Genomic DNA, 25,183 nt, shown 5'->3' with positions numbered 1-25,183 from the left:
AATATTTAAGTTTTCGTAGGCGATGAAATCGTTAGATTTAATGACGCGCAATGCCTCTTTTTCGACAAAGCCTTTACGTTGCCTACTTACTCTTAAATGCTTTCTAGCATATCTCTTTCTAGCTTTTTGGTAGTTGTTTGACTGAGGTTGACCTTTTCTAAACTTTTTAGACTTCTTCCGATTCAGTCGATTTAATCTTTTTTCTGCCTTGCGATAGTATTGCGGTATTTCTACCGTTTCCCCATCACTATTAGCGTAGAAAACTTTTAAACCTACATCCAATCCCACACATCTTTTTGTTGGTTCTAGGGGTTTAGCATATTCCCGAATATCAACGCTTAGACAGAATTGGACATAGTAACCATCCGCTCGTTTAACAATTCTAACTCGTTTAACTTGGTCTATAGGATAAAAGTTTAGGTCTCTAGTTCCTTTTAGTTTAACCGTCCCAATGTTTTTCTTGTCTGTGAAAGTTATTTTCTTTCTATCCTCCGATAGTTTCCATCCGGAGTTTTTATATTCCACAGAACGATTATTTTTCTGGAATTTAGGATAACCTTTTTTTCCTTTAACCTTTTTCTTACAATTATCATAGAAACGGGCAATAGCTGACCAAGCTCGTTCGGCCGATGCTTGTCTGGCCGTAGAATTTAGAGTATCGACAAACTTGAACTGTTTGGCGAGAACTGCACAATATTTATTGAGAGAATATTTATCGATTGTGTCTTCTCTCTTGGCATCCATCCAAAGCCTTAAAGCCTTATTACGGATGAATTGTACTGTACGAATAGCTTCATCAATGGCAGAACATTGACTTGGTTTGACCACGGCTTTCATTTCTAAGACAATCATTGTTTATCGACCTCAAACAACTTATTTTATGTTAACCTGTATAGCACAAATTGTCAAGATTTTAGTGAACATTGAGCTTTTACATTGAGCCTGTCGAAATGTCGTGCTTTGCTGTTTTATACTGGTCGGGGTTTCATCCCGTCGCTAAAAGCGAGGGTCTTCACCCCGACATTCAAGATAAACGGAATCGTTATTTTTTAAACTATCGCGAATAATTTGACCAAGGCGCGTGCGTCCTTCATCATTAAAGTTAACACTACCGGTAAGATCGATCGCTAGGATAACATCTCGTCCCTGCCAACGAGCCACCAAATCTAATCCGAGTTTTTGCCAATCGGTAAGCGGTTCCCCGGGGGATACCGTTAAACATTCAGCACTTTTCATCTAACCTCGTCCGAGAGTGAAAAATTGAGCTTATCCCTATCCTTCCGCCATTGTACTAAAAAAGTTAATACTTCTTAAAAGTTTTTTTTGCTTTTATTCTCGACTTGCCCTAGGTTATTGTCAATAGTAACCATAGACTAAAGTAAATTTTAAAGTTAAGCTGCCCGCGCATTTAAATTACTTGTTGAGATAAGGCACTCTTGCAAGAGGCAACAGTAAAGGGATTGGGGGAGATTCAGAGGTTAAAATGGGTCCTAGCTTATCATCTAGCCACCTAATCCTAATTCTCGTCTTAGCAATTGAATTGATTTATCCCCAATATAATTATCACTACAGATAATTTCTGGCAGACGAATTAAATCCGATCGCACTTCATTAATCAGATTTTTAATTAAAGTATAACTCGCTTGATCACTGATAATTGTCTGGGAAGTTCTGGCTAAAACTCTTAACTCATCCGTTTCATGAATTTGAGCGGACATAACTAATACATCACCCCGTAAACTATGAATTAAAATTTCGGCCACCTTAATAATACCGGTGCTAATACTGACAATCCCTAAACGGCTATCGGTGGGTAATTTTTTGATTAATGCCAATTCTTTGCTGTAATCGTAGATATCGATGGGAATGACTCGTAATTGAAAAGGAGCGGCAATTTCCTCCGCTACACTGATAAAATAGCGACTGGTGACAACAGTGGCAGATTTAGTATTGGCTAAAACTTGGGCTAAATCCTCCATTGCCACTAATTGGACGGGAATTTTGAGGGATTGCTCTAATTCTCTTAACATTAGCTCCCCTGCACCCAAATCGTGACGGGGAATGGTGACAAGAACCTGAGAACTACACTGCGATCGCCAATTGATTTCCGCCAGTAATAACTCGCGAATTTGCTCTAGAGTTAAACCTTGAGCGAGAAAACTAGCCAAACTCTGGCTAATTAGTCGGCCTATTTCTGGATTTTGTTCCAATAGGGGCGAACCCAATAAATTATCGTTTTCATGTCCGCGAGCCTTGACATAAATCCCCGAACCTGCTATGGATTCCACTAACCCATCGTTTTCCAGTTGTTGATAAATTTTACTTATCGTATTACGGTGTAATCCCGTGATCATAGCTAGTTGACGGGTACTAGGTAAACGATGGCCCGGTGGATACTGACGAGAGGCGATAGCGAAGCGAATTTGGTCAAATAATTGCTTAGAGGCGGGGATTTCACTGTCTGGCTGGATTTGGAACTGCATCGGATCACTTCACTCACAAACTACTTTCGCTGATACCCATTCTATCATTAGACCCCCTGCAACAATCGGACATCTTCACCGATCTGAGGGGTTTCCGAGGCAGTATTCAGGAGCCAGAAGCAGAAAAAAACAAGATATTATTTATTTAAACCAGAAAAGCCACTTTTTTGCTTAAAAATAGTTAAAACAATCATTTTAATCCGTCCCTGAAATCCCACTTGTGCGGTAGATAGTCAACAGCTGATTAAGGTGATTGATCCTCGTGGAGAAGTTTTAAGCGATCGCTCAAGGTTTTGGTTAAGCGGACAGTTTCCCGTTTTAGCGAATTTTGTTGATAATCAAGCACATTAATCCCTTGACCGATGTTTACTGTCGCTTCGCTTCCCCATCCGGGGTAAGGCTGATTATAACTAATGCTTACAGGCAAAATCTTGATATCTGCATCGGGTTTGATGGTCTTAACTTCCAACGCGATCCGCGCTACCCCCGGTTTAAGAGGATGAACCACTCGATCGCGACAGATACCCCCTTCCGGAAAAATCGCCACCATTTCCCCCTCGGCCAAAAGTTCGACGCTATGGATCAGACTACCCATACCGGGGTGATCGGTGTTGACGGGAAAACCCCCCAAACGTTGGATAAACCAACCTTGTACCCCTTTCATCTCGTTAGCGGAAACCATAAAGCGCAAATCCCGTCCACTAACTAAACGTCCCACCGCGTAGGGTAAAATCAGCGCATCCCAACGGGACCGATGGGTAGGTGCCAAGATGACACCCCCCGTTAGGGGGATATTTTCCTGGCCCGTAACCGTTATTTTGCTGAAAAAAGCTGGTAAAACTAGATAATTTCCCAGAAAATAACAAAAGCGAATTAAACAGGGATTAATTCGGGAATTGACAGCAGGACTTTTTCTAATGGTGAGGGACTCGTCAACGATAGTGCTTTGAGACATCCGAAGTGTTAGGGAAGATCGAGACTTTCTGACCACTTCTACTTTAGTCTAGTTGTCTGGGGGGTCGCTATCTTGTCCTGACCAGTTCGGCAATTGTCTTGGGGGATTAAGGGTTAGGATTGCGGTTCTACTCCCGATCCTACCGGTGCGATCGAGTTTAATTGCAAAGAGGGATGATCTTCTTTAACTTGCTGTAAATTCCACTCATTTTTGAATAATAAGACGGGACGACCCCAATAATCTTTGACAGTTAAAGTATTAAAGAGTTTACCGGCTTTTTCTAAAGCGGCCCAACCCCCGGCTACCCAACGGGCTAAACTATAGGCTAGGGGTTCGAGGGTAGTTTCGACTCCGTACTCGCTTAAAAGACGGAATTGCACCACTTCAAACTGTAATTGACCGACAGCGGCTAAAATCGGGTCGCGTTTAAATTCATCGATCGAGGATAATATCTGTACGGCCCCTTCTTCCTGTAATTCCGAGACTCCTTTTTGAAACTGTTTGAACTTGGAAGGGTTAGGATTTCTGAGATAGGCGAATAATTCGGGAGAAAAACAGGGAATCCCTTCGTATTCGAGCTTTTTACCCATATAAATCGTATCACCGATCGCAAAGACCCCGGGGTTATTCAATCCGATCACATCTCCGGGATAAGCTTCTTCAATAACTGCGCGATCTTGGGCAAAAAGTTTCTGAGGACGGGATAAACGGATAGTTTTACCTGTTCTAGCGTGGTTTACTACCATATCCTTCTCGAATTTCCCCGTACATACCCGCACAAAGGCCACCCGGTCGCGATGTTTGGGATCCATGTTTGCTTGCAGTTTAAAGACAAAACCGGTGAAATCGGGATAGGTGGGATCAAGGACACCGAGGGAGGAATTGCGTCCTCTGGGTGGTAATCCATAGTCGAGGAAGGATTCTAGGAATAATTTCACCCCAAAATTGGTCATGGCGCTACCAAAAAAGATCGGGGTCATTTCTCCTGCGTGGACTGCTGGCAAATCCAATTCTGCACCCAATTCCGAGAGTAGTTCTATATCCTCTTTTAACTGGTAATACAGGTCTTTTTCGAGATAATCCTCAATTTTGGGGTCGCCAAGCTCGATCACGGTTTCCTGCGCCTCCTGAGAGCCGTGGGAGCGACGTTCAAACAGGTGTATGGTCTGGGTGGCTCGATCAAAAACTCCCCGAAAGCGATCGCCAATTCCGATCGGCCAATTGACGGGATAGGTTTGTAATCCTAATTCTCGCTCGATTTCGTCCAATAAATCCAGAGGTTCGCGGCCAGGGCGATCCATTTTGTTAACAAAGGTAAAGATAGGCAACTGTCGCAGTTTGCACACTTCAAAGAGTTTTCTCGTTTGGGGTTCCAAACCTTTGGCCGCGTCGATTAACATCACCGCATTATCGGCAGCGGCTAGGGTACGATAGGTATCTTCGCTAAAATCTTGGTGGCCGGGAGTATCGAGGAGATTAATCTGAAAATCACGATAATCGAACTGTAAAACCGTGGAAGTAATCGAAATTCCCCTTTGTTTTTCCATTTCCATCCAGTCGGAGGTGGCTTTGCGTTGGTCGCGTCTTGCTTTGACTGCACCCGCTTGATGGATTGCACCCCCGTATAGTAACAGTTTTTCGGTCAGGGTGGTCTTTCCCGCGTCAGGGTGGGAGATAATGGCAAAATTTCGCCGTTTTTCCAAGACAGCTTCGCTGGTTTCTAGTTCTTTTTCAATTTCGGTCGTCATTCTAATTTCGATCGCTTTCCTATCTTTCTATTCTAGTTTAGCTGGGGAGTTAGATATCTTTATGGCTCTGATTCTAGGTTAAACTCAATCCGGCTCTGTAAAACCATTTCTGCAATTACCGCTCCTCCTTTACCTTGAGCTAAAACCCGCTCAAAACGGTTGATTAATTCGGGAATATTGATCACTTCCTCTACAGATTCTAGATATCTTTCGACAATTGCCCTGATCTTGTATCTTATCTTAGCTTGCTCCGCAACTTTTTCTAAAATTTCCTCGCAAGTCTGCTCGGTTTTAACCACAAAAGTAATGGGATATTTTTGCACTTTATCAATATCTAAAAAATATTTATCAGCAGCTATCGTTTCCGTAACTTGAAAAAATCGTCCTAGGGGTTTCATGACAAAATCTATCCCCCCGTCATTGGCATTTGTTCGACCAGTTTTATATAAAAGTAAGTATTCAGAGTTTAAGCGATCAGGCGACCACCCCCAATATATTTTCTGTTCCCCATAATACTCTTTAAGAATTGCATAACTGACAATCTCAAAAACTCTAGCATCAATGTTTGGTCTGAGTAAACTCCGAATAAATTCAATAGCTTTCTGGGGATCTTGCTGTTGAATATCAATCATCTGTTGACAATAGCTGATAAATTGATTAAATGCTTTTTGTCTTGTTTGCACATAGGCATCAATTATATCTATAATCACTGGCGCAATATTAACTTGATTACCCTCTAGATAAAACTTAATTATATTCTCATTAATCCAGTATCTATTGGTTTTAACATCTCTAATTATAGGCAGATAAGATAAAGTGGGAAAATACTTTTTAAATTCCTGATTTAATCGATAATTAAGAGCATGATTTTGTAATTTATCGCCAAAAGGAAGCTCCCTTTGCCTGCGAAAAAGTGTCATATACTGAGCGCCTTGATACTCGTCGTATCCATCCTTAAGATGAAACTCATTATTAATATAGTCTTCCACTAAAACATAAATGGCATAATGATTAGCCAATCCTGCTCGGGATTTAGAACCTCGATTAGCGGCTCTAGTTTTAATGTTCAAATATTGCAATAACTCACTAGCATTTAAAATGCTATTTCCCTGATTGGGAAAGTAATTATCGATAATTTTAATAATTATCTTGGTGAATTCATGCTTTACTATCGACATCGAAAAGACTCTCCTGTACAAAGTTAGATTCTTGTTTATTTTCGCTTTTTCTACTATAGCTTTTTTGAGGAGGGAGTAACTTTTCTTCCTTGTATTCTTGCCATCCGAGAATCCGTCGAAGACCAATTTTTAAATACTCCTCTTGTAATTCTATACTAATAGAAATTCTTCCCAAACGTTTAGCTACAGCTGCAGCTGTAAAAGTTCCTGCAAATGGATCAAGCACAATTCCACTCTTGTCAGTGCTGGCCAAAATAATTCTTTCTAGCAATGATTCAGGTTTTTGTGAGGGATGATTTTCGTATTCATCCATGCGATATCTTACCCTAGGGAAATACCAGACATTGCCCGGTACTTTCTCTGTATTGTATTGACTCGGAATCGCTTTTCTATAATCAATTAGTTTTCGTTTTGCTCCGGTTTTTGCTTCTATCTTAATATCCTTTGAATTAAAAGTGTAATTATTTTTATCTTTCACACAGTGAAGTATTGGTTCATACATCGAACCAAAGTATTTTGTTGCTTGTACTCCTGAACTATCATAATGCCAGATAATGCGACTAAGAATCGTCATTTTTTGTCTTAAGTAAAGATCAAAGTAAGGCATTGCTTGAGTGCTGGCCATAACATATAATGTTCCCTGGGGTTTCAAGATACGAAGACACTGATCAAGAATTTGATTTGCCCAATTTATATAATCATTTTCCGATTCCCATTTGTCGTAAAAATCGGCGAAATGCTTACCTATATTATAGGGAGGATCGAGAAAAATTAGATCTACAGAATTAGAGGCAATCTCACTGGATAAAATCGGCAAAGAATCACCATGAAATATAACTTGCTCATCAGCTTCGTATCGTTTAAACATGATCATTTTTTCCATTTAAAGTAGTTATATTTTTAGTAGGAAATGTCTCAATTGGCTCTCCTAGGTTTGGTGGGTAAAATGTATTCTAGGATACATTTCTTCTAGCGAGGGGGTGGAACGAACCACAAAGACACAAAGGACACAAAGATCGATCGATCCTATGTAAGTTAAACTGATCACACAGAACCTAGAAGAGCCCTCAATTTTTAACCTCCTTAGCAATTAGGATAATTTACAGACTTTCTCATAAAGATGAAGTATAACCTAATTTGGTATTGATGACTGACTTCTGACGAGGGAGTCCCCACAACGAAAACTTGGATTTTTAAGCCTTTAAATATTTTAATATGAGTCAGTATCCCGCAGTCTAATAATCGGGACGAATTATTTCTAGTAAATTTCTAGCCACTGCTTGCACTACAGGGATAGGAACAGCATTTCCGAATTGTTTTTTAGCGATAGCCGGCTGTGGATGATAGATAAAATTATCGGGGAATCCTTGTAATTTACGCGCATCTTGGGGAGTAATTTCTCGAAACTTTTTGGGTTTATAGATTTTCTTTAAAAACAATTGTTTGTATTCTTGGGGATGAGTAGCGGTAATTAAAATAGTGGCAATATAATCTTTAGCACCCGTAGCGGTTAGGGTAGGAATAATATCGGCCGTCGGTAAAATAATCCGATAAATGCCGTTAATTCCCGTCATATTTTTCGAGTTAATAAATTCATACTTACCCTCCTGCGTTTGCCAACAAATACCCAGAGAAACTAACTGATTTAGTTCCTCGATTTTTAGGTCGGGTATAATTTCCAAAAAAGTAGAAAAAGCCACGGGATGACCATCTTTTTCGCCATACTTTTTACTGCGTCTTAATTTCAGCAAAGCTAAACAGATACTTTTTTGTCGTTCCGTAGTTTTGATAATATCCCAAGAATGAATAGTTGTGTGGCCATTTCTTAAATCAGAAAAAATAAAGAAGTCATTTAATTCATCTTCTTTTTGGAAACGAGTTCTTGATGGGGGAACAAAACCATTAAATAAAGTATCCGCAGATAACTTGACTTTCTTAACTGGTTGAATATTCTTGATGTCTTCTAAAATATCCAAAACCTTCGGATGGATACCCAAAGGTAAAGGAAATTTAAACCGCTCATAGTTGTCTATATCTTTTCTAATTCCTACGATAAAAACTCTCTCGCGATTCTGGGGTAAACCAAAATCGTAGGCATTTAATAACTGCCAGTAAACTTGATAACCACAGCTGGTTAATTCATCGATAATTAATTGTAAATTCTCCCGATTGCGAGGACTAGCTAAACCACTGACATTCTCGAAAATAAAGCTTTTCGGTTGACTTTTCTGGACTAATTTAATCACATCAAACCAGAGTTTTCCCCGGGGATCTTCAAATCCCCGTAAACATCCCGCCACCGACCAAGGTTGACAGGGAACGCCGCCGACAATAAGATCAAGATTATCGGGTAAATTGCTGATTTTACTCACATCTCCGAAAGCAATTTCATCGCTGTTGAGATAGCTAATAAAATTTTGTTGATAAACTTGGATGGCCTGTTTATCGATTTCTGAATAGCCTAAACAACGTCCTCCCAATTTCTCCAAAGCGATTCTAAACCCACCGATTCCCGCAAATAAATCGACAAAACGATACTGGGGATGGGTGATAACTAGATGTAGGGGTAATTGGGTTTGTGTGTTGACTTTAACTGTGGTTTTCAAGGGTAAATAATTCCTTTTCACCGTCTGGGAAGATGCCTATCTGTACTAATTATTTTAGTATAACTTAAGTTTTTTTTCTAGAGACCTCTTGCAAATCTCCTGTCTCCTGACTTGAAAGAGGGTGTAGGGTGTGGGGTGTAGGGTGTGGGGAAGTGGGGAAATTGAACTAAAACCCCAAAACCCCAAAACCCCAACCCCCAAAACCTGTCTCCTGTCTCCTGTCTCCTGTCTCCTGACTCCTCACCTAACGGAAGATTTTTGATTTTTGCAGGAGATCTATCGAGTCGAGGAATACTCGTAGTCTTCGATAATGCGGAGAAGTCGCATAGCTGAACTACAGGATTCTTCTAAAATTTCCTGTTTCTCCTGAGAATCATCGATTAAATCTTCAGATACCAGACGCAGAGAACCTAAAAGACTATTAAGACTGCTTCTCGCTTCGTAGGATAAATAAGCTTTTCTTTTTTGCTCATCTTCCCTATTCTTAGAGTCAGCCTCTTTGCTATCACTAAATTGCAGAGCGTGTAAACGGGCATAATGACCACCTTGAGCTAATAATTCCTCATGATTGCCGATTTCTGCCACTTTTCCCTTGTCCAGCACCACAATTTGATAGGCTTTTTGAACAGTGGAAAGACGGTGAGCGATCACAAGAGTAGTCCGCTCGCGACAGAGTTCATCGATCGCTTCCTGTACTAAACGCTCAGAAATTGTATCCAAAGCACTGGTGGCTTCATCGAGAATGAGAATATCTGGCTCTCGCAGTAAGGCACGAGCGATCGCTAATCTTTGTTTTTGTCCTCCCGAAAGTCTCACTCCCCGATCGCCAATTTCCGTATCCAGTCCTTCCGGCAGTTTGGAGATAAACTCGTAGGCATTCGCCCTTTTTGCCACTTCTAAAATTTCTGTATCACTAACATCGCTTAATCCGTAGGCAATATTAAAACGGAGAGAATTATTAAAGAGAAAAGTGTCTTGACTGACTATTCCCATCGCTTTTCTCAAGGATTTGAGATCATAATGGCGTAAATCGTGACCGTCAAAAAGAATTCTCCCGGCTGTAGGATCATAAAAGCGTGGTAATAAATCAGCAATTGTCGATTTTCCCGCCCCCGAAGCACCAACAAGAGCGATCATTTTTCCTTTTGGAATCCACAGATCGATGCCCTTGAGAACTAATTCTTGATGACTGGGATAGGAAAATTGAACGTTATCAAAATGAATACCTGTCTCTAATCTTTGATAGGGAATAGAGCCATTAGTCATAAATGGTTTATTCTCTCGAATGAGAAAATCCGCTACCACCTCCACTGCGGAAACATCACCCAATAGACTACTCCTAACACCGTTAATTTGACTAACCATCGGCAAGGCCCGGAAAAGCACATAGAGATAGGTCAATAAAATTGTCGCTAAAGCTTGCAGTTGTTCATTAAAAAGATAACGACCAGCAATGATAATTAAAGCAATAATAATTACCCCACCGATCTCATTGAGCGGTCCGATTACAGCATTATTAGTCTGGGCATCTAAACCCGCTTTCTCCCTAGCTTCGATATCTTCCACAATAGATTTTAATTCGTATCTTTCATTTCCTACTGCTTTAATTAGGCGAATTCCCGTTAACAGTTCCAACAGTTTATTACTTTGCTGTTTAGCCGTTACGGTGATAATCTCTCCAAACTTTTTTGATCTCTTGACAAAGTATTGATTAAGCAGAGCTAAAAAGCCGCCCAAAACACTAGAAAGAATAGTTAACTGCCAAGAAATTGATAATAAAATAGCCAAGTACATCAAAGCTGTGGCGACAATCTTAACCAAGCCAATGTAATTTCTAATTGATCCCACGGCTCGATTAATCTCCGACATGAAACGATTAAAAATATCTCCTATTTTACTTTTTACATAATAATCTATATCCACTTCTAGCAGCAGAATAACTGAATCAATTCGCATATCTCTTGCCATAATCAAAGACAAGTAAGTACCTAGCAAATTACTGACAAAATTGGTAATGTGCTTGAGAATTAAAATCAATAATATCGACGCAAACATCCAGAAAAAACGAGTATCGACCGAGAAAACCTCGAAAACGGAGAGCAGCTTTTTGATAATGTGGGGGGCATTTTTTAAGATATCATTTTCGGGATTAATAAAATAAATTAGTAAGGGGATAACTAAAATAGCTCCTACCCCATTAAATATGGTACTGACAAACCCGATAATAATGCTGGAAACCACTAATATCCAGTGTTTCAGCGTATATTTAAGCAGAATTTGATTAGGATTCATCGCAAGTAATAAAGTAAACAGTGAACGGTCAATTATCCTACTCGCTAGACTCTAATATTTTGCTTCCAGAGAAGTAATTAGGCGAGAGAGAGTTGTCGCCATGGCGGTGGTACTATAGGAGGCGATACAGCGCTCTCTCGCTTTTATTCCTCGTGCATTAGCCGAGTCGAGATGATTAAAAACTTCGCTAATCATAGCAGCTAGTTGTTCTGGCGATCGAGGTTCGACTAAATAGCCAATATCAGCTAAAATTTTGGGAATATCTGCCACTTTAGTGGAAATAATCTGTTTAGCCATCGCCATACCATCGGTAAGTTTAATCGGAAATTGGGCGTTAGCCGTAGCTTCATCCCTCTGGGGAACGATAATAGCATGGGCAGCGGCAATAACTTCCGGCATTTGATCGATCGGTTGAGCAGGTAAATGAATTAACCAAGGTTGACCTTTTTCTAGCAAACTATCCAGATAACCATCCCCGATTTGGCGACCTCCCACCACCACCAATTTAAAATCAGGATCACCAATTTGATCTAAAGCGATTAAGACATCTTCTAAACCTTTGTGGGGTCTAGCTGTACCCTGGAACATTAAGACTTTATAGGCAGATAAACCGTATTTTTGACGACAAGCGACAGGATCGTAGAGATTGGGATCGAAAAGTTAGGTATCCTTGCCATTCGGTAAATAAATCCCCCCATAACGTTTTTGCAAAAATTGATTATTAACCGTCACCGCATCGGCACGGTTAATTAAATTTTCCAGCCAGCACAGATAAAGAGGGTGATTCGGATCCCTAAGCGCACCATTTTTTTTGAGGATATCCCTAGCTAATTGTCGGGGATAAGGACGATAGGACCATCGATCGCCATCAAACCAACTCATTTCCCAATCGTCAATATCGAGAATTAGGGGACGTGGGGAAAAAAAACGTTTCAGTAGGCCGATGCCGAAACTGGTGGGACGGGGTTTAACCGCGTAGATAATCTCTCCGGAGAGGCGATCAAGTAAAGTCTTGATCTGGCCAAAAAACTGGGGATAATTATTGCCTTTGACCGATACCACCGCTATATTCCCCGGTGGGGTTGGATAGATTTCCCAGCCAAAAATCGGACCATAAACCGTCACCTGACAGTTTAGCTGTTGCAAGACTTGAGCAATCAAATAGACTCTTGTGCCACCACCACCGGATAAATCTGGTGCTAAAACAGAGATTTTTTTGTTCATGATCGCCGCTCAATCCAGATTATCTAGCACGATAGAAGAATGTTAATCAATGTTAACGATTTTGTCAATCTTAAACGGACTTAACATTAATATCCCCAGAGATAGACTAGACAAAGAAAACTAACATATACATAGCCGAGACGACTAACTGAGTAAACATCACCGGTAAACCGTAGCGCAGGAAGGTGTGAAAAGTAATTTTGCCCCCGTGTTGTTCGGCGATGCCGGCGGCGACAATATTAGAAGAAGCTCCCACTAAAGTACCATTACCCCCTAGGGTGGCTCCATACATCATCGCATAGAAAAGCGGTAAAACTTCTGGGGGAAAAGAACCGGCATAATCGGGGGAAAGAACCTCCGTCCCGACTAAATTAACATTAACAAGGTACTGTTTCAGTAGTGGAACCATGGCCACCACTAGGGGAATATTGGGAACGACACTGGAAACAAGTCCGACAAAAAACAGCAAGACTAGAGAACCTAAAAAGATATTTTTGCCTAAAATTATCGCCAGAAGTCCCGATACACTATTAACTACGCCAGTTTTTTCTAAACCGCCAATTAGCACAAAAATCGACATAAAAAATAATAGGGTACTCCAGTCCACATCCCGGAGAATATTATGCACCGTATCTATCTTCGATTGCTGGGCTAAAAGTAGGGCTAAAGTGGCCCCCATCAAAGCAACGGCAGCGGGAGCAATGGGTACGGGAAAAGATTCACCGACGACGAATAAAAATAAGACTAAAAAGACGATAATTCCCCCTACAGCTAAGACGCGAGGATGATTAATTGTCGGATGGGGTAAGTCTTCTAAATGCTCGAATTTTGTCCGCCAGATTTTCGGGAATAACCAAGGTAACATAACCAGAATGGTAATCACTGCCAAGGCACCACCTAAACTCAAACGCTGTAGGTATTCCATGAAGGTGATGTTAATAGAATCACCGACGATATAAGTAGCGGGATCACCAACAATAGTTAATAACCCGGAACTGTTGGCCACGAAAACCATCAGGATTAAGAGCGGCACAAAATCCACACCGATATCTTGAGCTAAGGGCGGAATTAGAGGTGCTAATAACATCACCGTGGTAGCGTTGGGTAATACCGCACAGATCGGGGTAGTAATGGCGACAATTCCTATTAGTAATAATTTGCCCTGTCCCTTGGCCAAAAGCACCATTTGTGCTGCTAAATAATCAAAAATTTTCGTTGGTTCAAAGGCTCTCACTAACACCATTACCCCAAAAAATAGGGCAAGAGTAGCATAACTGCGACTGATATAACCCACCGCCTCCTGGAGAGTCATGATATGGGTAAAAACTAAGATTAAAGCCCCCAGTAAAGCCGCTACGGTAATATGAAGCCACTCGAACATAATCACCACAATGACTGCAATAAAAGTCATTGCAGCAATCCACATTGGTAAAGATTCCAGCATTTTTGATCCTGTTTTTACTCTTGGTTTCTCGATCGGACTAAAAGTTTGCCCGAATGTACAGCAAACTCATAGAAAATATGGTTATCTACGGAAAATCTTAAAATTGTTGCGATCGGTAAGCTGACATGAGAATCTCCATAAATAATGTCTCCTGTAAGTTATGACTATCAAGTAGTACCAGCGACATAACTGAACCGATCAAGACATTACTAGGAATGTAGTGATGTTTCAGTCTTCCCCCCCACGCCGACGAAGTTAGCTGACGGGCTAGGATAGAGAGATATCCTTTTCTAGGCTAAAAAATCTAGAAATACGCCCCCAAATGTGGTTCCTCCGCTCCGAATTTGTCTAGCTAATATCTAGCATAGAAACTCGGATTAGGCTGACTTACTCTATTTAGTGATCCACCATAACATACTAACCCAAAAAAAACTATATAGTCCTATACCAGACCTATCCTGTCAGTTATCCCCCGGGTTGCTAGGATAGAACAATGATAAGCTAATAGCTAACGACTGACCGCCATAGCGGCCACAGGAGAAAGAAATTTCTATGAATAGAAGACCTCGTTATACTCCTCCTCGATCGCGCGATCGTGATTATGACCGCTCCTATGGCGATGACTCCCGCACTTCGGCCCCCGGAGGCCTATTGGCAAAATTAAACTATGCCATGATCGCCCTGATTGGTGGTATTTTTGTACTAGGAGTGGGTCTCGGTCTGGTATTCAGTTCTACCGCTAATTTTAGCCCCGAAAACGTCGCTTCCCGGGAAGTAATTGATCGCAGCGCCCCCAATGCGGAATTATGCGTGCAATTTGGGGCCAGTGCCATTGTCACCGATTTGCGGGTTTATGTCACCCTTAACCCCTTTAATGTTTTTGTTACCCAACCAGTCATGCAACCCGGTTGCGTTTTGCGACGCAATAACTGGTCAATTTTAGAACAACAAAAATTAGTCGATGGACAGCAGGTACAAAGTTGTAAAAACCGGATGAATACCTTTGGTTATACCGGTCCCTTGGAAGGCAAACCGAAAATCGATTGTATCTTCCAAAATGAAGCCGGTGGTAATCTTTTTGTTAATCCCGCCGGTGCTGTTGGTCCCAGACCAGATACAGATAAATTCTAAACTGGAAAAGATTGTTCTCCTGACTGCTGACTTGAAAGAGGGTGTAGGGTGTGGGGTGTAGGGTTTTACCCATTTTCAGGGGATCAATTACCTAATTTTCAGGGAAAAAGTCCCTGAATTTCCCCCCCCGATCACTGCAAGATCTGGCAATTTTTGATTTCAAAAAAGCCTAAAGATATTATCCAAAAAGGTTTTTAGATTTATTCAGCCAACCCTAATTAACTACGACAATTTTGATTTTTACAAGAGGTCTAATGACTTAGCCATTGGGCCGTAGTCACTACAAAAATTCCGCCAGCTTTTTTTAAAAAAGGCTGAATTTTATCGATCAGACGATTAAGTTGTTCGTCACTATTACAAACCGTCATAATGTAGTTACCACTGTAATCACAATCCAAGTCATCACGGGATAAACCTCGATCGCCTTTTCCCGAAGCATTGCCAAGGACGGTATAACCGGAAACTCCGACAACATCAAGAATGCTTAAGGTTTCTTCCAGAAGAGCATGACTAACAATTATGTCCACTTTTTTGACAGTTTGTAGGGAAGGATGAGGGGATTCAAGCATGGTAGTTAAGTAAAAAAGGTATAAGTGCAAGAGAAAAATTTTGACAGGAATTATTTAAAAACCGCCTGGCTTTTTAGACTCCACGGCCAATGATTTTGATCATCTCTAGGTACAGAGGAATACCGATGACGATATTGAAGGGAAAAGTTAAAGCCAAGGCCATAGAAACGTATAAACTAGGATTAGCTTCAGGAACAGTCATTCTCATGGCCGCAGGAACAGCAATATAAGAGGCACTGGCACACAAAACAGCGAATAATAAAGCATTGCCCTCTTCAAATCCGAGAACCTTAGCAATGAGAATCCCCACCATAGCATTGATGACGGGAATGAATACCGCAAAACCGATGAGAAAAGAACCAGTTTTGCCTAATTCCCGGATTCTTTTCGCCGCCACTAATCCCATATCAAGGAGAAAGAAAGTTAACGCACCATAAAAAATCCCTTGAGTGAAAGGTTGTAGTTTTTCCCAGCCTTTTTCCCCCGTGAGCATACCAACCACAACACTACCGACTAAGAGAAATACCGAACCATTTAAAAAGGCTTCATGTAGAACCTTTGACCAAGAAAACGCTTCTTCTTCGCCATTTTTCTCTTTAAAGACTTGCACCAGGATTAAACCCACTACAATCGCTGGCGATTCCATTAAAGCTAAGGCCGCTACCATGTGACCGCCATAGGAAATATGAAGTTTTTCTAAAAAAGAACTGGCAGTGATGAAAGTAACGGCACTAATGGAACCATAGGCTGCTGCGATCGCTGCTGCATTGGCACTATCGAGTTTAATTTTCAGGATAAAGAAAGTGTAAATGGGAACGATACAAGCCATAACCACGGAGGCAATCAAGGTTAAAGCGATTTGGTTATTGATGCCACTTTTCGCTAGTTCATAACCTCCCTTGAAACCAATCGCCATCAAAAGATAGAGAGAAAAGAGTTTAGGCAGTGGTTGGGGAATCTCTAGGTCGGATTTAAAAAATACTGCCAGCATTCCTAAGAAAAAGAACAAAACCGGCGGATTGAGAATATTGAACAGGATTAAGCTGCCATCCATAGGTTTGCGTACATTGAGTTATTTCAATCTATACTATTCGATTTTGAGAATACTGGGACAATGATAATTACTCGCAGCCAGAAATACGTTAGTCTCTATCATACTTTGTGCTTTTTGTCAAAAAAACTTTTTTTTTGCAATAAAACTACACAAAAAAAAGATCATCGTTGTGGGTGAAATTGACTGATTTACCCGTCTTAATTAGGATCACCTTCTAGGTGTGGCAAGGGTTTCAGCCATTGCTGCCCAAAAAAGCACAAGATAACCCATTATGAAATTCAGTAAAATCGCTGTAACCATGATAACATCGTTGTTAAATAAAAATCTTTCTCAATTAATTCTTAAGAATTTATAAATATTGCGAAATGTTAATTTAAATATTCTCAAGTTTTTGCAGTCAATAAATAACTTTTGCTTATCTTTGACCAACATTTATCAGTTATCAGATGTGAGTTTTCAGTTCACTGATTACTGTTTACTGTTTACTGGACGGCTACGCCGTGCCTTTGGCAACACTGAAAAAAGCTTCTCCCCACACCCCACACCCTACACCCCACACCCCACACCCCACACCCCACTCCCTACACCCCACACCCTACACCCCACACCCCACTCCCGTTCCCCGATAAATGCCAAAAATCCAGCTTAAAACCCCAAAATCGCCGCATCTTGCCGCCATGGTAGCACTTGATCGCCGCAGTCTCGGCGGTATTTGGACCCTATCTGGTTATGAACGAGAATTAAACAGCCCCAACAGTGAATTATTAATTCTTACCCTAGACGGGGAGGACGAAACCCTAATCGGATTGGCTTGTTTTTGGGCAATTCTCGAAGAAGCGCATATTACCCTCCTGGCAATTTATCCTGACTATCAAAGACAAGGATTAGGAAAACTGCTTCTCTACAAACTGCTTGAAAAGGCTGTACAAAGACAACTGGAAAGGGCTACGCTAGAGGTAAGGGTATCGAACCAGTCAGCGATCGCACTCTACGAGCATTTTGGCTTCCGCGTCGCTGGAGAGCGGAAAAATTATTATTCGCAAACTGGCGAATCGGCCCTAATTTTCTGGCGCAACGATCTACAAACGGCCGCTTTTCAGGAACAATTAAACAAGTGGCGACAAGAAATCCTCTCCAGACTGGGGCAGGGAGAGTGGCAATTAGAGGAAGAAACCAGAGCCAAAATAGATACCATGGGGATGCAATGATTACCTACAAGCTTAAATCAGGTCGAGGTTAGGGAAAAATGAGGATTTTAGTCTTGGCGTGGGAATTTCCACCGCGATTAGTGGGCGGTATCGCCCGTCATGTTGCCGAACTCTATCCCGAAATCGTCAAACTCGGTCATGAAGTCCATTTAATCACGATCGAATTCGGTCAGGCCCCCAGTTATGAACTGGTGGAAGGTATTCACATCCACCGCGTCCCCGTACCCCCCGGCAATGACTTTTTCCATTGGGTGGTCAACATGAATAACAGCATGGGGCAACAAGGCGGCAAACTAATCGCCGAATACGGAAAATTTGACCTTGTTCATGCCCACGATTGGTTAGTAGGGGATGCAGCCATCGCCTTGAAACATCTCTTTAAAATACCCCTGATTGCCACGATTCACGCCACGGAATACGGACGTTATAACGGACTGCACACCGACACCCAACGCTATATCGCCGGCAAAGAGGGAACCCTCGTCTATAATGCTTGGCGCGTCATCGTCTGTACCGGCTATATGCGTCATGAAGTCCATCGAGCTTTGGGCGCACCCTGGGATAAAATCGATGTGGTTTATAACGGTATTCGGGCCGAGAAAAAGCAAAGAGACCCTAACTTTGATTACCGAGCTTTTCGTCGTCAATATGCCGAAGATCACGAAAAAATCGTCTATTACGTCGGGCGCATGACCTTTGAAAAGGGGGTTTCGGTGTTACTCAACGCTGCCCCAAAAGTCCTCGCTCAGACTGGGGCTAAAACTAAATTTGTTATTATCGGTGGCGGCAATACCGACAAACTTAAACAACAGGCCTGGCATCTCGGTATCTGGCATCATTGTTATTTTACGGGCTTTATGTCCGATGAAAACCTCGATCGCTTCCAAACCGTGGCCGATTGTGCCGTTTTTCCCAGTCTTTACGAACCTTTTGGCATTGTCGCCCTGGAAAGTTTCGCCGCTAGGGTTCCCGTGGTAGTTTCCGATACCTGCGGTTTTCCCGAAGTTGTCCGTCATGGTCAAACGGGAATTGTCACCCGGGTCAATAATCCCGATTCCCTCGCTTGGGGCATTTTGGAGGTTTTAAATCATCCTGAATACGCCCACGAATTAGCTAATAACGCCTACGAAGACCTAGAAAAACGCTTTCATTGGGCGAATTTAGCCCGTCAAACCGAGACAGTATATGGTTTGGTTGTCCAAGAACGACAACTGGTGGAATGGCGTTAATCAGGGAGCGGTTTTTTAGCCGTCAGCCGTCAGGCTCTTCTAGGTTCTGTGTGATAAGTTTAACTTACATAGGATCGATCAATCTTTGTGTCCTTTGTGTCTTTGTGGTTCGTTCCACCCCCTCGCTAGGAAGAATGTATCTTAGAATACATTTTACCCACCAAACCTAAGAGAGCCGCCGTCAGTATTAGGGGTCAGTTTATGTCTTAAAATAACAAAGGCACAACTTAACTTCTCCAAATATGACTATGAAAGCAGCTGAAATTATGACCACGGAGGTGGCCAAGATTAAAGGTTCTGAAACCGTTGCCAAAGCGGTGCAATTGATGAGAGAAAAGAACATTAGAACTCTCATTGTTGATCGCCGTCACGATGAAGATGCTTACGGAATTATCACCGAAACCGATATTGTCTATAAAGTCGTCGCTTTCGGTCAAGATCCGCAAAAAGTGCGCGTCTATGAAGTGATGAGCAAACCCTGCATCGTGATTAATCCCGACCTCGGGGTTGAATATGTAGCCCGCTTATTTGCTAATACCGGTATTCGTTTCGCACCGGTAATTAAAGGCGGTTTGCTCGGTGTTATCTCTGTTAGTGACATCCTCCATAAAGGTAACGCCGTCGAGAAGCCCCGCAGTCTTGATTTAGAAGCGGAGATTATCAAAGCTAGAGATATTGCCCGGGCAGTCTGTGCTGAAAAAGGGGCAAATTCTCCCGATTGTGCCGCAGCTTGGGATATTGTTGAGGAATTACAGGCAGAATTGGCACACCAACGCGCTAAAAAACCGGAAAAAACCTATTTTGAGGAATACTGTCAAGAAAATCCCGATGCTTTTGAAGCGCGTATCTATGACACCTAATCGCCATGGGTTTTCGGTATTCTCCGATACCTCAAACTTTTTAATCCGGCAAAAGTAGTGTATAAAGGTTTTATTTGCTAATAATCGAGGAAAAATTATGGCTGATCTATTTGTCATCGCCTATGAGGACGAATTTAAAGCAGAAGAAGTTCGTTTAACTTTGGCTAAACTGCAACAGGAACATCTGATCGAGTTAGAAGATGCTGCCGTAGTGGTTAAAAACAAAGATGGCCAGATTAAACTCAAGCAAGCGGTCAATTTAACGGCAGCAGGAGCCGCTAGTGGCAGTTTCTGGGGGTTATTAATCGGAATGCTCTTTTTATCCCCCTTATTAGGGGCCGTCCTCGGTGCTGCTGGTGGTGCTTTGGGAGGTGCTTTAAGTGATATCGGTGTGGATGACAATTTTATGCGCGAATTGGGAGAAACCCTGCAGCCCAGTACCTCTGCTCTCTTTGTTCTCGTCCAAAAAGTTACCCCCGATAAGGTCCTCGATGAAGTGGCCCCCTACGGAGGTAAAGTGTTACGCACTTCTTTGACCAAAACCGACGAAGCAGAATTACAGAAAGTTCTCGACCAAAGAGGTGTTAAACCCGAAACCGTTTAGGATATGGATCCATAAAAGCTAGAAAAAGGGAATATATTTCCCTTTTTGCTTTTTGAACAAGAATGGGTTTAGCATGACAACCACAGCAGCTATAAAATAAGAAACAATCAATAATTATTAATGAACTTTAAGCTTCGATCGAGAATAAAAGTGCTTCAGTGTCGTAGTATTTATTCGTTAATCCCATTGATTGCATTCCTAATCTTTCGGTGACACGAATTGAGCGATAATTATCGGGATTAACCACTGCGTAGATAATCGGCAATTGTAAGGTGATTAAGCCGTATTCTAGAATAACTTTAGCCGCTTCGGTTATATATCCTTGTCCCCAATAATCGCGCCGTAAATGCCAACCAATTTCGCTATCTGGGGTAGGATAACCGTAGTTATCGGGTAAATTCTGTAAAATTATCGAACCGATAATCTGATTATTTTTTTGATCGATCATTGCCCACTAATCGCTGCCATTACCCTGATTACGAATAGTTGCTAATCTTTCGGAAAAATGGGCATTTAAACTCTCAATATCCGTGGCTAACTGACGAATTCTCGGTAAAAAATCAGTGACTTCGGAATTTTGATAGATCTGAAAAAAAGACTCTTTGTCTGCGGGTAGTTGCCAAGGACGGAGAATTAGGCGATCGCTTTTCATTGTTTTAGTGAGCAAATTATAGCAATTCTCTTGCTGAGATTAGGGATTATTGTTGATAAAAAAACTTCTAAATCCCACTGCTAGTAGGGAACCACTTAAGACAGTTATCAATGTCCAAATTTGATTCTTTTGGGTTCCTTCGACTTTCTCTAAGCGTTTATTCATGTCATCAAATTTACTATCAAGAGTTTTAATATCACCTTTAACTTCCGTCAGTTCAATCTTTAAATCAGTAGTATCTTTTTGAATATTTTTGACATCAGCTTTTATTTCCGCTTGTCCATTCTCGATCACCTTCAATCGATTGTCCACCTCAATCAGTCGAGTTTCCGTGGTAGTGAGTCGAGTTTCCACGGTAGTGAGTCGATTGTCCACGGTAGTGAGTCGATTGTCCACCTCAATGAGTCGAGTTTCTATTGTAGTGAGTCGAGTTTCCATGGTGGTGAGTCGATTGTCCACGGTAGTGAGTCGATTGTCCACGGTAGTGAGTCGATTGTCCATGGTAGTGAGTCGATTGTCCATGGTAGTGAGTCGATTGTCGATCTCGTTGAATCGATGTTCGATTATCTTCTGTCCATTGAGGATTAAATCTTCTAGTCTTTTTAAATCATTATCCGTAGCAGTGGTGGTAGTCATTGATTAAACTCCTATAATTTTAATTTGCTCTTATTTTTATTATTATAGCCTTTCTTATAAACATGAAGTATGATCGGCTCTCTTGGGTTCGGTGGGTAAAATATATTATAGGATACATTCCTGCTGGTGGTCGCAACGCGAGATCAACTGGAACGAACCACAAAGACACAAAGGAAACAAAGATTGATCGCTTCTAGATAATCTAAACTTATCACACAAAAAATTAAGAGAGCTTACGAGCTAATTTGGTATTGACGACCGACTCCCCACTTCCCATTCTCCTATACCTTTTCAACAGGATTTATTATTAGCTATGGATTTGGTGCTTGAGCAAATATATTCAGCGAGGATCACTCCCGTTAGAGTGAGATAAGATTAGCTCTCATTCCTCACCCTAACTACTAAGAAAAACTGCCAATTAAATTAGGCACCTTGGCGCAATTTGTCCAAAACCGATCGATCTTCTAGAGTAGAAGTATCACCAGAAATCTCTTGACCTGATGCTAAAGTTCGCAAGAGACGACGCATAATTTTACCCGATCGCGTTTTTGGTAGTACATCGGTAAAACGGATTTCTCCCGGTCGGGCAATAATGCCAATTTCCTTGACAACGTGATCCTTTAATGCTTGCGCTAACTCCGGACTCGCTTCATAATGCCCCTCGAGAGTCACAAAAGCATAGACTTCTTCCCCTTTAATTTCATCCGGTCGTCCCACTACAGCCGCCTCCGCTACCGCGGGATGAGATACTAAAGCTGATTCGATCTCCATTGTCCCTAAACGGTGGCCAGAAACGCTCATCACGTCATCAACACGCCCCATTACCCAGAAATAACCGTCCTCGTCCTGACGACTACCATCTCCAGCAAAATAGAGATATTGGCCATCTTTGGGGGCGATCTGTTCCCAGTAGGTATTGCGGAAGCGATCGGGATTTTTATAGACTGTTCGTAGCATACCGGGCCAGGGATATTTGACCACCAGATAACCCCCCTCATTCGCGTGGGTGGGATTGCCCTCTAAGTCCACCACTGCGGCGATAATACCGGGAAAAGGTAGGGTTGCTGACCCCGGTTTGGTGGCAATTGCCCCGGGTAAGGGAGTAATCATAATCCCCCCGGTTTCCGTTTGCCACCAAGTATCGACAATCGGACATTTTTCCTTACCGATAACCCGGTGATACCACATCCACGCTTCTGGGTTAATCGGTTCTCCCACAGTTCCCAGTAAGCGCAAAGAGGATAAATCCCGGCTATTGGGGATATCTTCACCCATTTTGATAAAAGCGCGGATAGCAGTGGGGGCAGTATAAAAGATATTAACCCGATATTTCTCGATTACATCCCAAAAACAGCCTAAATTAGAGGGACGGGGAACCCCTTCATACATTACCGTCGTTGCACCATTGGAAAGCGGTCCGTAAACGATATAACTATGGCCGGTAATCCAACCCACATCGGCAGTACACCAGTAAACATCGGTGTCTTTCAGGTCAAAAATCCATTTGCTGGTGATATGGGTGTAGAGATTATAACCGCCGGTGGTGTGGACGACTCCTTTCGGTTTGCCGGTGGAACCACTGGTATAGAGGATAAATAACATATCTTCGCTATCCATGGGTTCGGCCGGACAATTAGCAGATACCTGTTTTTGTAGATCATGCCACCAGTAATCGCGATCGGCAACCATATTGATGGGTTCCTTGCTGCGCTGGACAACGAGAACTTTTTCCACACTGGGGGCGCTATTATCGGCTAGGGCCAGATCCACCTGTTCCTTGAGAGCAACGACTTTATCCTTGCGGAAACCACCATCGGCAGTGATTACCACCTTAGCGGCCGCATCATTAAGACGATCGCGCAAAGCATCGGCACTAAATCCCCCAAAAACTACACTGTGGGGCGCACCAATTCTGGCACAGGCTAACATGGCGATGGCCGCTTCGGGAATCATTGGCAGATAAATTCCGACCACATCGCCTTTTTTAACGCCTAATTCCTTTAAAGCGTTGGCAAATTGACACACTTCTCGGTGTAACTGCTCGTAGGTAATGGTGCGGCTGTCCCCCGGTTCTCCTTCCCAGATGATGGCGGCTTTATTACGTCTCCAGGTGGTGAGATGTCTGTCAATACAGTTGTAACAAATATTAATCTTGCCGTTGACGAACCATTTAGCAAAGGGGGGCTGCCAGTCAAGAACCTCTGACCATTTTTCAAACCAATGTAGTTCTTTTTCGGCTAATTGGGCCCAAAAAGCTGGGGGATCGGCCTTGGCTTTGGCGTAGAGTTGCTGGTATTCTTCAAGGCTTTTAATGGTGGCATTCTGAGCAAATTCGGCACTGGGAGGAAACAGCCGATTTTCCTGTAGGATCGATTCGATCGCTATTTCTGTCATACTGGCAAACGAAATAAATTATCTTGCGATCCAGATTACCTTTTTCGGTTCCCCCCGTAACCTTGGCAAGCAATTCTTTAAGGCTATTTTAGGATTAGCCGAGATGCGACTAGCGATCGCAATTTGGCCCCAAGTGTTACAGAGTTTAAAGTTATGTCACCGATCGAGCGATGAACAGATCGCTGTAAGGTAAACTAACCGATAAACCCGAAATTTAACATGGAGAACACTCGGTAAGGAGTCATAATTCAATGTCTCATAGCGTTAAAATTTACGATACCTGTATCGGTTGCACCCAATGCGTTCGGGCTTGTCCCCTCGACGTGCTGGAAATGGTTCCCTGGGATGGCTGTAAAGCTGCCCAGATTGCCTCCTCTCCCCGCACGGAAGACTGTATTGGTTGTAAGCGTTGCGAAACCGCTTGTCCGACGGATTTCTTAAGCATTCGGGTTTATCTCGGAGCAGAAACCACCCGCAGCATGGGTCTAGCCTACTAGGCCCGGCAATCATTCTGTGTTTAACATTTAGCGAAAACTAATCTTGTTAAGAGGACTAACCAGTCCTCTTTTTTCGTTATACTCCCGTCGCTAGTGAAGATTTTAGTTAGGGCTGGCTGAATTCCTGAACTTTCCCCATACATATATACTATAATAGCCGAAAACCCTTATCCATCAATGGATACGCCCCTTAACTTTTCTTAATGTACCCATGTAATTTGTAACATTTCTTAATGGACAAGAATTCTCTCCATTTGCTAGAATGATAGCCCTTTATATCTGGACTTCCCCGTTGACAAAAGGCCATAACCTGTGCTGTAGGAGGGATTAAGAGAATTTACAGCACCCCGTTACTGGGTACAAATCAGGGAAACTCCCAATAAATCTAACGCTTTTTGTTGCAGTTTAGTCGGTCGAGT

The 25,183-nt window shown here is 42.2% G+C and carries 21 protein-coding genes, 2 pseudogenes and 1 riboswitch; of the genes and pseudogenes, 6 read left to right on the top strand and 17 right to left on the bottom strand.

Translation table 11 applies throughout. The features are described from left to right. From O9323_RS12240 to O9323_RS12185, 11 genes and pseudogenes are all read right to left on the bottom strand, one after another. A partial coding sequence (locus O9323_RS12240; protein WP_288125185.1) for an RNA-guided endonuclease InsQ/TnpB family protein occupies positions 1-852 on the bottom strand: 852 nt, incomplete at its 3' end. Positions 853-1,026: 174 nt separating this feature from the next. Continuing rightward, a pseudogene (locus O9323_RS12235) lies at positions 1,027-1,236 on the bottom strand (VWA domain-containing protein); the annotation flags it as partial. Between the two features lie 266 nt (positions 1,237-1,502). Beyond that, a complete protein-coding gene (locus O9323_RS12230; RefSeq protein ID WP_288125184.1) occupies positions 1,503-2,483 on the bottom strand; it encodes a GntR family transcriptional regulator in 981 nt (326 codons plus the stop codon). Positions 2,484-2,727: 244 nt separating this feature from the next. Continuing rightward, positions 2,728-3,438 (bottom strand): lysophospholipid acyltransferase family protein, encoded by a 711-nt coding sequence (locus O9323_RS12225; protein ID WP_016516053.1) that lies wholly within the window; start codon positions 3,436-3,438, stop codon positions 2,728-2,730. A 113-nt stretch (positions 3,439-3,551) separates the two neighbouring features. Then, entirely contained in the window at positions 3,552-5,186 is a 1,635-nt protein-coding gene (prfC, locus tag O9323_RS12220; protein WP_002732604.1) for a peptide chain release factor 3, read from the bottom strand. Positions 5,187-5,245: 59 nt separating this feature from the next. Then, complete coding sequence (locus O9323_RS12215; RefSeq protein ID WP_288125183.1) at positions 5,246-6,364, bottom strand: restriction endonuclease; 1,119 nt, start codon at positions 6,362-6,364, stop codon at positions 5,246-5,248. Then, complete coding sequence (gene yhdJ / locus O9323_RS12210; protein ID WP_288125186.1) at positions 6,345-7,238, bottom strand: adenine-specific DNA-methyltransferase; 894 nt, start codon at positions 7,236-7,238, stop codon at positions 6,345-6,347. Before yhdJ ends, O9323_RS12215 begins: the two co-directional genes overlap by 20 nt. Before the next feature lie 361 nt (positions 7,239-7,599). Next, on the bottom strand, positions 7,600-8,970 hold the full coding sequence (locus O9323_RS12205) for a DNA cytosine methyltransferase (RefSeq protein WP_288125182.1): 1,371 nt from the start codon (positions 8,968-8,970) through the stop codon (positions 7,600-7,602). Between the two features lie 276 nt (positions 8,971-9,246). Then, a complete protein-coding gene (locus tag O9323_RS12200; protein ID WP_288125181.1) occupies positions 9,247-11,262 on the bottom strand; it encodes an ABC transporter ATP-binding protein in 2,016 nt (671 codons plus the stop codon). Positions 11,263-11,313: 51 nt separating this feature from the next. Next, positions 11,314-12,486, bottom strand: a pseudogene (locus O9323_RS22640) (glycosyltransferase). A 106-nt stretch (positions 12,487-12,592) separates the two neighbouring features. Next, on the bottom strand, positions 12,593-13,930 hold the full coding sequence (locus tag O9323_RS12185; protein WP_288125179.1) for an ArsB/NhaD family transporter: 1,338 nt from the start codon (positions 13,928-13,930) through the stop codon (positions 12,593-12,595). A 229-nt stretch (positions 13,931-14,159) separates the two neighbouring features. Beyond that, positions 14,160-14,290, bottom strand: a riboswitch (cyclic di-AMP (ydaO/yuaA leader). Between the two features lie 192 nt (positions 14,291-14,482). Between O9323_RS12185 and O9323_RS12180 the strand changes: the two genes are divergently transcribed. Further along, a complete protein-coding gene (locus tag O9323_RS12180) occupies positions 14,483-15,061 on the top strand; it encodes a DUF3172 domain-containing protein (RefSeq protein ID WP_002777432.1) in 579 nt (192 codons plus the stop codon). 251 nt (positions 15,062-15,312) lie between these two features. On the opposite strand, the gene O9323_RS12175 is transcribed toward O9323_RS12180, so the two are convergent. Further along, positions 15,313-15,630, bottom strand: a complete 318-nt coding sequence (locus tag O9323_RS12175) for a P-II family nitrogen regulator (protein ID WP_288125177.1) — start codon at positions 15,628-15,630, stop codon at positions 15,313-15,315. 73 nt (positions 15,631-15,703) lie between these two features. Next, positions 15,704-16,684: a sodium-dependent bicarbonate transport family permease gene (locus tag O9323_RS12170; RefSeq protein ID WP_288125176.1), complete on the bottom strand. Its 981-nt coding sequence runs from the start codon at positions 16,682-16,684 to the stop codon at positions 15,704-15,706. Positions 16,685-17,313: 629 nt separating this feature from the next. On the opposite strand from O9323_RS12170, the gene rimI reads away from it, so the two are divergent. The 4 genes from rimI (at position 17,314) to O9323_RS12150 (ending at position 20,585) form a co-directional block, all read left to right on the top strand. Continuing rightward, entirely contained in the window at positions 17,314-17,892 is a 579-nt protein-coding gene (rimI, locus tag O9323_RS12165) for a ribosomal protein S18-alanine N-acetyltransferase (protein ID WP_002777438.1), read from the top strand. Between the two features lie 38 nt (positions 17,893-17,930). Beyond that, positions 17,931-19,121 carry a glycosyltransferase family 4 protein gene (locus O9323_RS12160; protein ID WP_002751196.1) on the top strand — a complete coding sequence of 397 codons (1,191 nt, stop codon included), beginning with the start codon at positions 17,931-17,933 and terminating at the stop codon, positions 19,119-19,121. Positions 19,122-19,363: 242 nt separating this feature from the next. Continuing rightward, on the top strand, positions 19,364-19,981 hold the full coding sequence (locus O9323_RS12155; protein ID WP_042790431.1) for a CP12 domain-containing protein: 618 nt from the start codon (positions 19,364-19,366) through the stop codon (positions 19,979-19,981). 97 nt (positions 19,982-20,078) lie between these two features. Further along, positions 20,079-20,585 (top strand): DUF1269 domain-containing protein, encoded by a 507-nt coding sequence (locus O9323_RS12150; protein WP_002731545.1) that lies wholly within the window; start codon positions 20,079-20,081, stop codon positions 20,583-20,585. A 127-nt stretch (positions 20,586-20,712) separates the two neighbouring features. Here O9323_RS12150 and O9323_RS12145 read toward each other — a convergent pair whose 3' ends face one another. The 4 genes from O9323_RS12145 to acs all read right to left on the bottom strand — a co-directional run bounded on the left by O9323_RS12145 (position 20,713) and on the right by acs (position 24,267). Then, complete coding sequence (locus O9323_RS12145; protein WP_002733385.1) at positions 20,713-21,033, bottom strand: GNAT family N-acetyltransferase; 321 nt, start codon at positions 21,031-21,033, stop codon at positions 20,713-20,715. A 6-nt stretch (positions 21,034-21,039) separates the two neighbouring features. Beyond that, positions 21,040-21,252 (bottom strand): GNAT family N-acetyltransferase, encoded by a 213-nt coding sequence (locus O9323_RS12140; protein ID WP_155119068.1) that lies wholly within the window; start codon positions 21,250-21,252, stop codon positions 21,040-21,042. Positions 21,253-21,276: 24 nt separating this feature from the next. Further along, positions 21,277-21,873, bottom strand: a complete 597-nt coding sequence (locus O9323_RS12135) for a hypothetical protein (RefSeq protein ID WP_002751198.1) — start codon at positions 21,871-21,873, stop codon at positions 21,277-21,279. 423 nt (positions 21,874-22,296) lie between these two features. After that, positions 22,297-24,267 (bottom strand): acetate--CoA ligase, encoded by a 1,971-nt coding sequence (gene acs / locus O9323_RS12130; RefSeq protein WP_002751199.1) that lies wholly within the window; start codon positions 24,265-24,267, stop codon positions 22,297-22,299. A 251-nt stretch (positions 24,268-24,518) separates the two neighbouring features. Between acs and psaC the strand changes: the two genes are divergently transcribed. Then, positions 24,519-24,764: a photosystem I iron-sulfur center protein PsaC gene (gene psaC, locus O9323_RS12125; protein ID WP_002734319.1), complete on the top strand. Its 246-nt coding sequence runs from the start codon at positions 24,519-24,521 to the stop codon at positions 24,762-24,764. Positions 24,765-25,183: the final 419 nt, after the last annotated feature.

The organism is Microcystis sp. LE19-131.1A, assembly GCF_027532015.1.
In the GTDB taxonomy this organism is placed as follows: Bacteria; Cyanobacteriota; Cyanobacteriia; order Cyanobacteriales; family Microcystaceae; genus Microcystis; species Microcystis ichthyoblabe_A.
This window is presented reverse-complemented; position numbering and strand designations above follow the sequence as displayed.

Excerpts from the sequence above, each read along its gene's own strand:
- O9323_RS12180 (WP_002777432.1), top strand. The coding sequence starts at position 14,483 with ATGAATAGAAGACCTCGTTATACTCCTCCTCGATCGCGCGATCGTGAT.
- O9323_RS12200 (WP_288125181.1), bottom strand. The coding sequence starts at position 11,262 with ATGAATCCTAATCAAATTCTGCTTAAATATACGCTGAAACACTGGATA.
- O9323_RS12175 (WP_288125177.1), bottom strand. The coding sequence starts at position 15,630 with ATGCTTGAATCCCCTCATCCTTCCCTACAAACTGTCAAAAAAGTGGAC.
- O9323_RS12170 (WP_288125176.1), bottom strand. The coding sequence starts at position 16,684 with ATGGATGGCAGCTTAATCCTGTTCAATATTCTCAATCCGCCGGTTTTG.
- O9323_RS12230 (WP_288125184.1), bottom strand. The coding sequence starts at position 2,483 with ATGCAGTTCCAAATCCAGCCAGACAGTGAAATCCCCGCCTCTAAGCAA.
- yhdJ (WP_288125186.1), bottom strand. The coding sequence starts at position 7,238 with ATGATCATGTTTAAACGATACGAAGCTGATGAGCAAGTTATATTTCAT.
- psaC (WP_002734319.1), top strand. The coding sequence starts at position 24,519 with ATGTCTCATAGCGTTAAAATTTACGATACCTGTATCGGTTGCACCCAA.
- prfC (WP_002732604.1), bottom strand. The coding sequence starts at position 5,186 with ATGACGACCGAAATTGAAAAAGAACTAGAAACCAGCGAAGCTGTCTTG.
- O9323_RS12145 (WP_002733385.1), bottom strand. The coding sequence starts at position 21,033 with ATGATCGATCAAAAAAATAATCAGATTATCGGTTCGATAATTTTACAG.
- O9323_RS12160 (WP_002751196.1), top strand. The coding sequence starts at position 17,931 with ATGAGGATTTTAGTCTTGGCGTGGGAATTTCCACCGCGATTAGTGGGC.
- O9323_RS12225 (WP_016516053.1), bottom strand. The coding sequence starts at position 3,438 with ATGTCTCAAAGCACTATCGTTGACGAGTCCCTCACCATTAGAAAAAGT.
- rimI (WP_002777438.1), top strand. The coding sequence starts at position 17,314 with ATGCCAAAAATCCAGCTTAAAACCCCAAAATCGCCGCATCTTGCCGCC.
- O9323_RS12135 (WP_002751198.1), bottom strand. The coding sequence starts at position 21,873 with ATGACTACCACCACTGCTACGGATAATGATTTAAAAAGACTAGAAGAT.
- O9323_RS12150 (WP_002731545.1), top strand. The coding sequence starts at position 20,079 with ATGGCTGATCTATTTGTCATCGCCTATGAGGACGAATTTAAAGCAGAA.
- O9323_RS12215 (WP_288125183.1), bottom strand. The coding sequence starts at position 6,364 with ATGTCGATAGTAAAGCATGAATTCACCAAGATAATTATTAAAATTATC.
- acs (WP_002751199.1), bottom strand. The coding sequence starts at position 24,267 with ATGACAGAAATAGCGATCGAATCGATCCTACAGGAAAATCGGCTGTTT.
- O9323_RS12155 (WP_042790431.1), top strand. The coding sequence starts at position 19,364 with ATGACTATGAAAGCAGCTGAAATTATGACCACGGAGGTGGCCAAGATT.
- O9323_RS12185 (WP_288125179.1), bottom strand. The coding sequence starts at position 13,930 with ATGCTGGAATCTTTACCAATGTGGATTGCTGCAATGACTTTTATTGCA.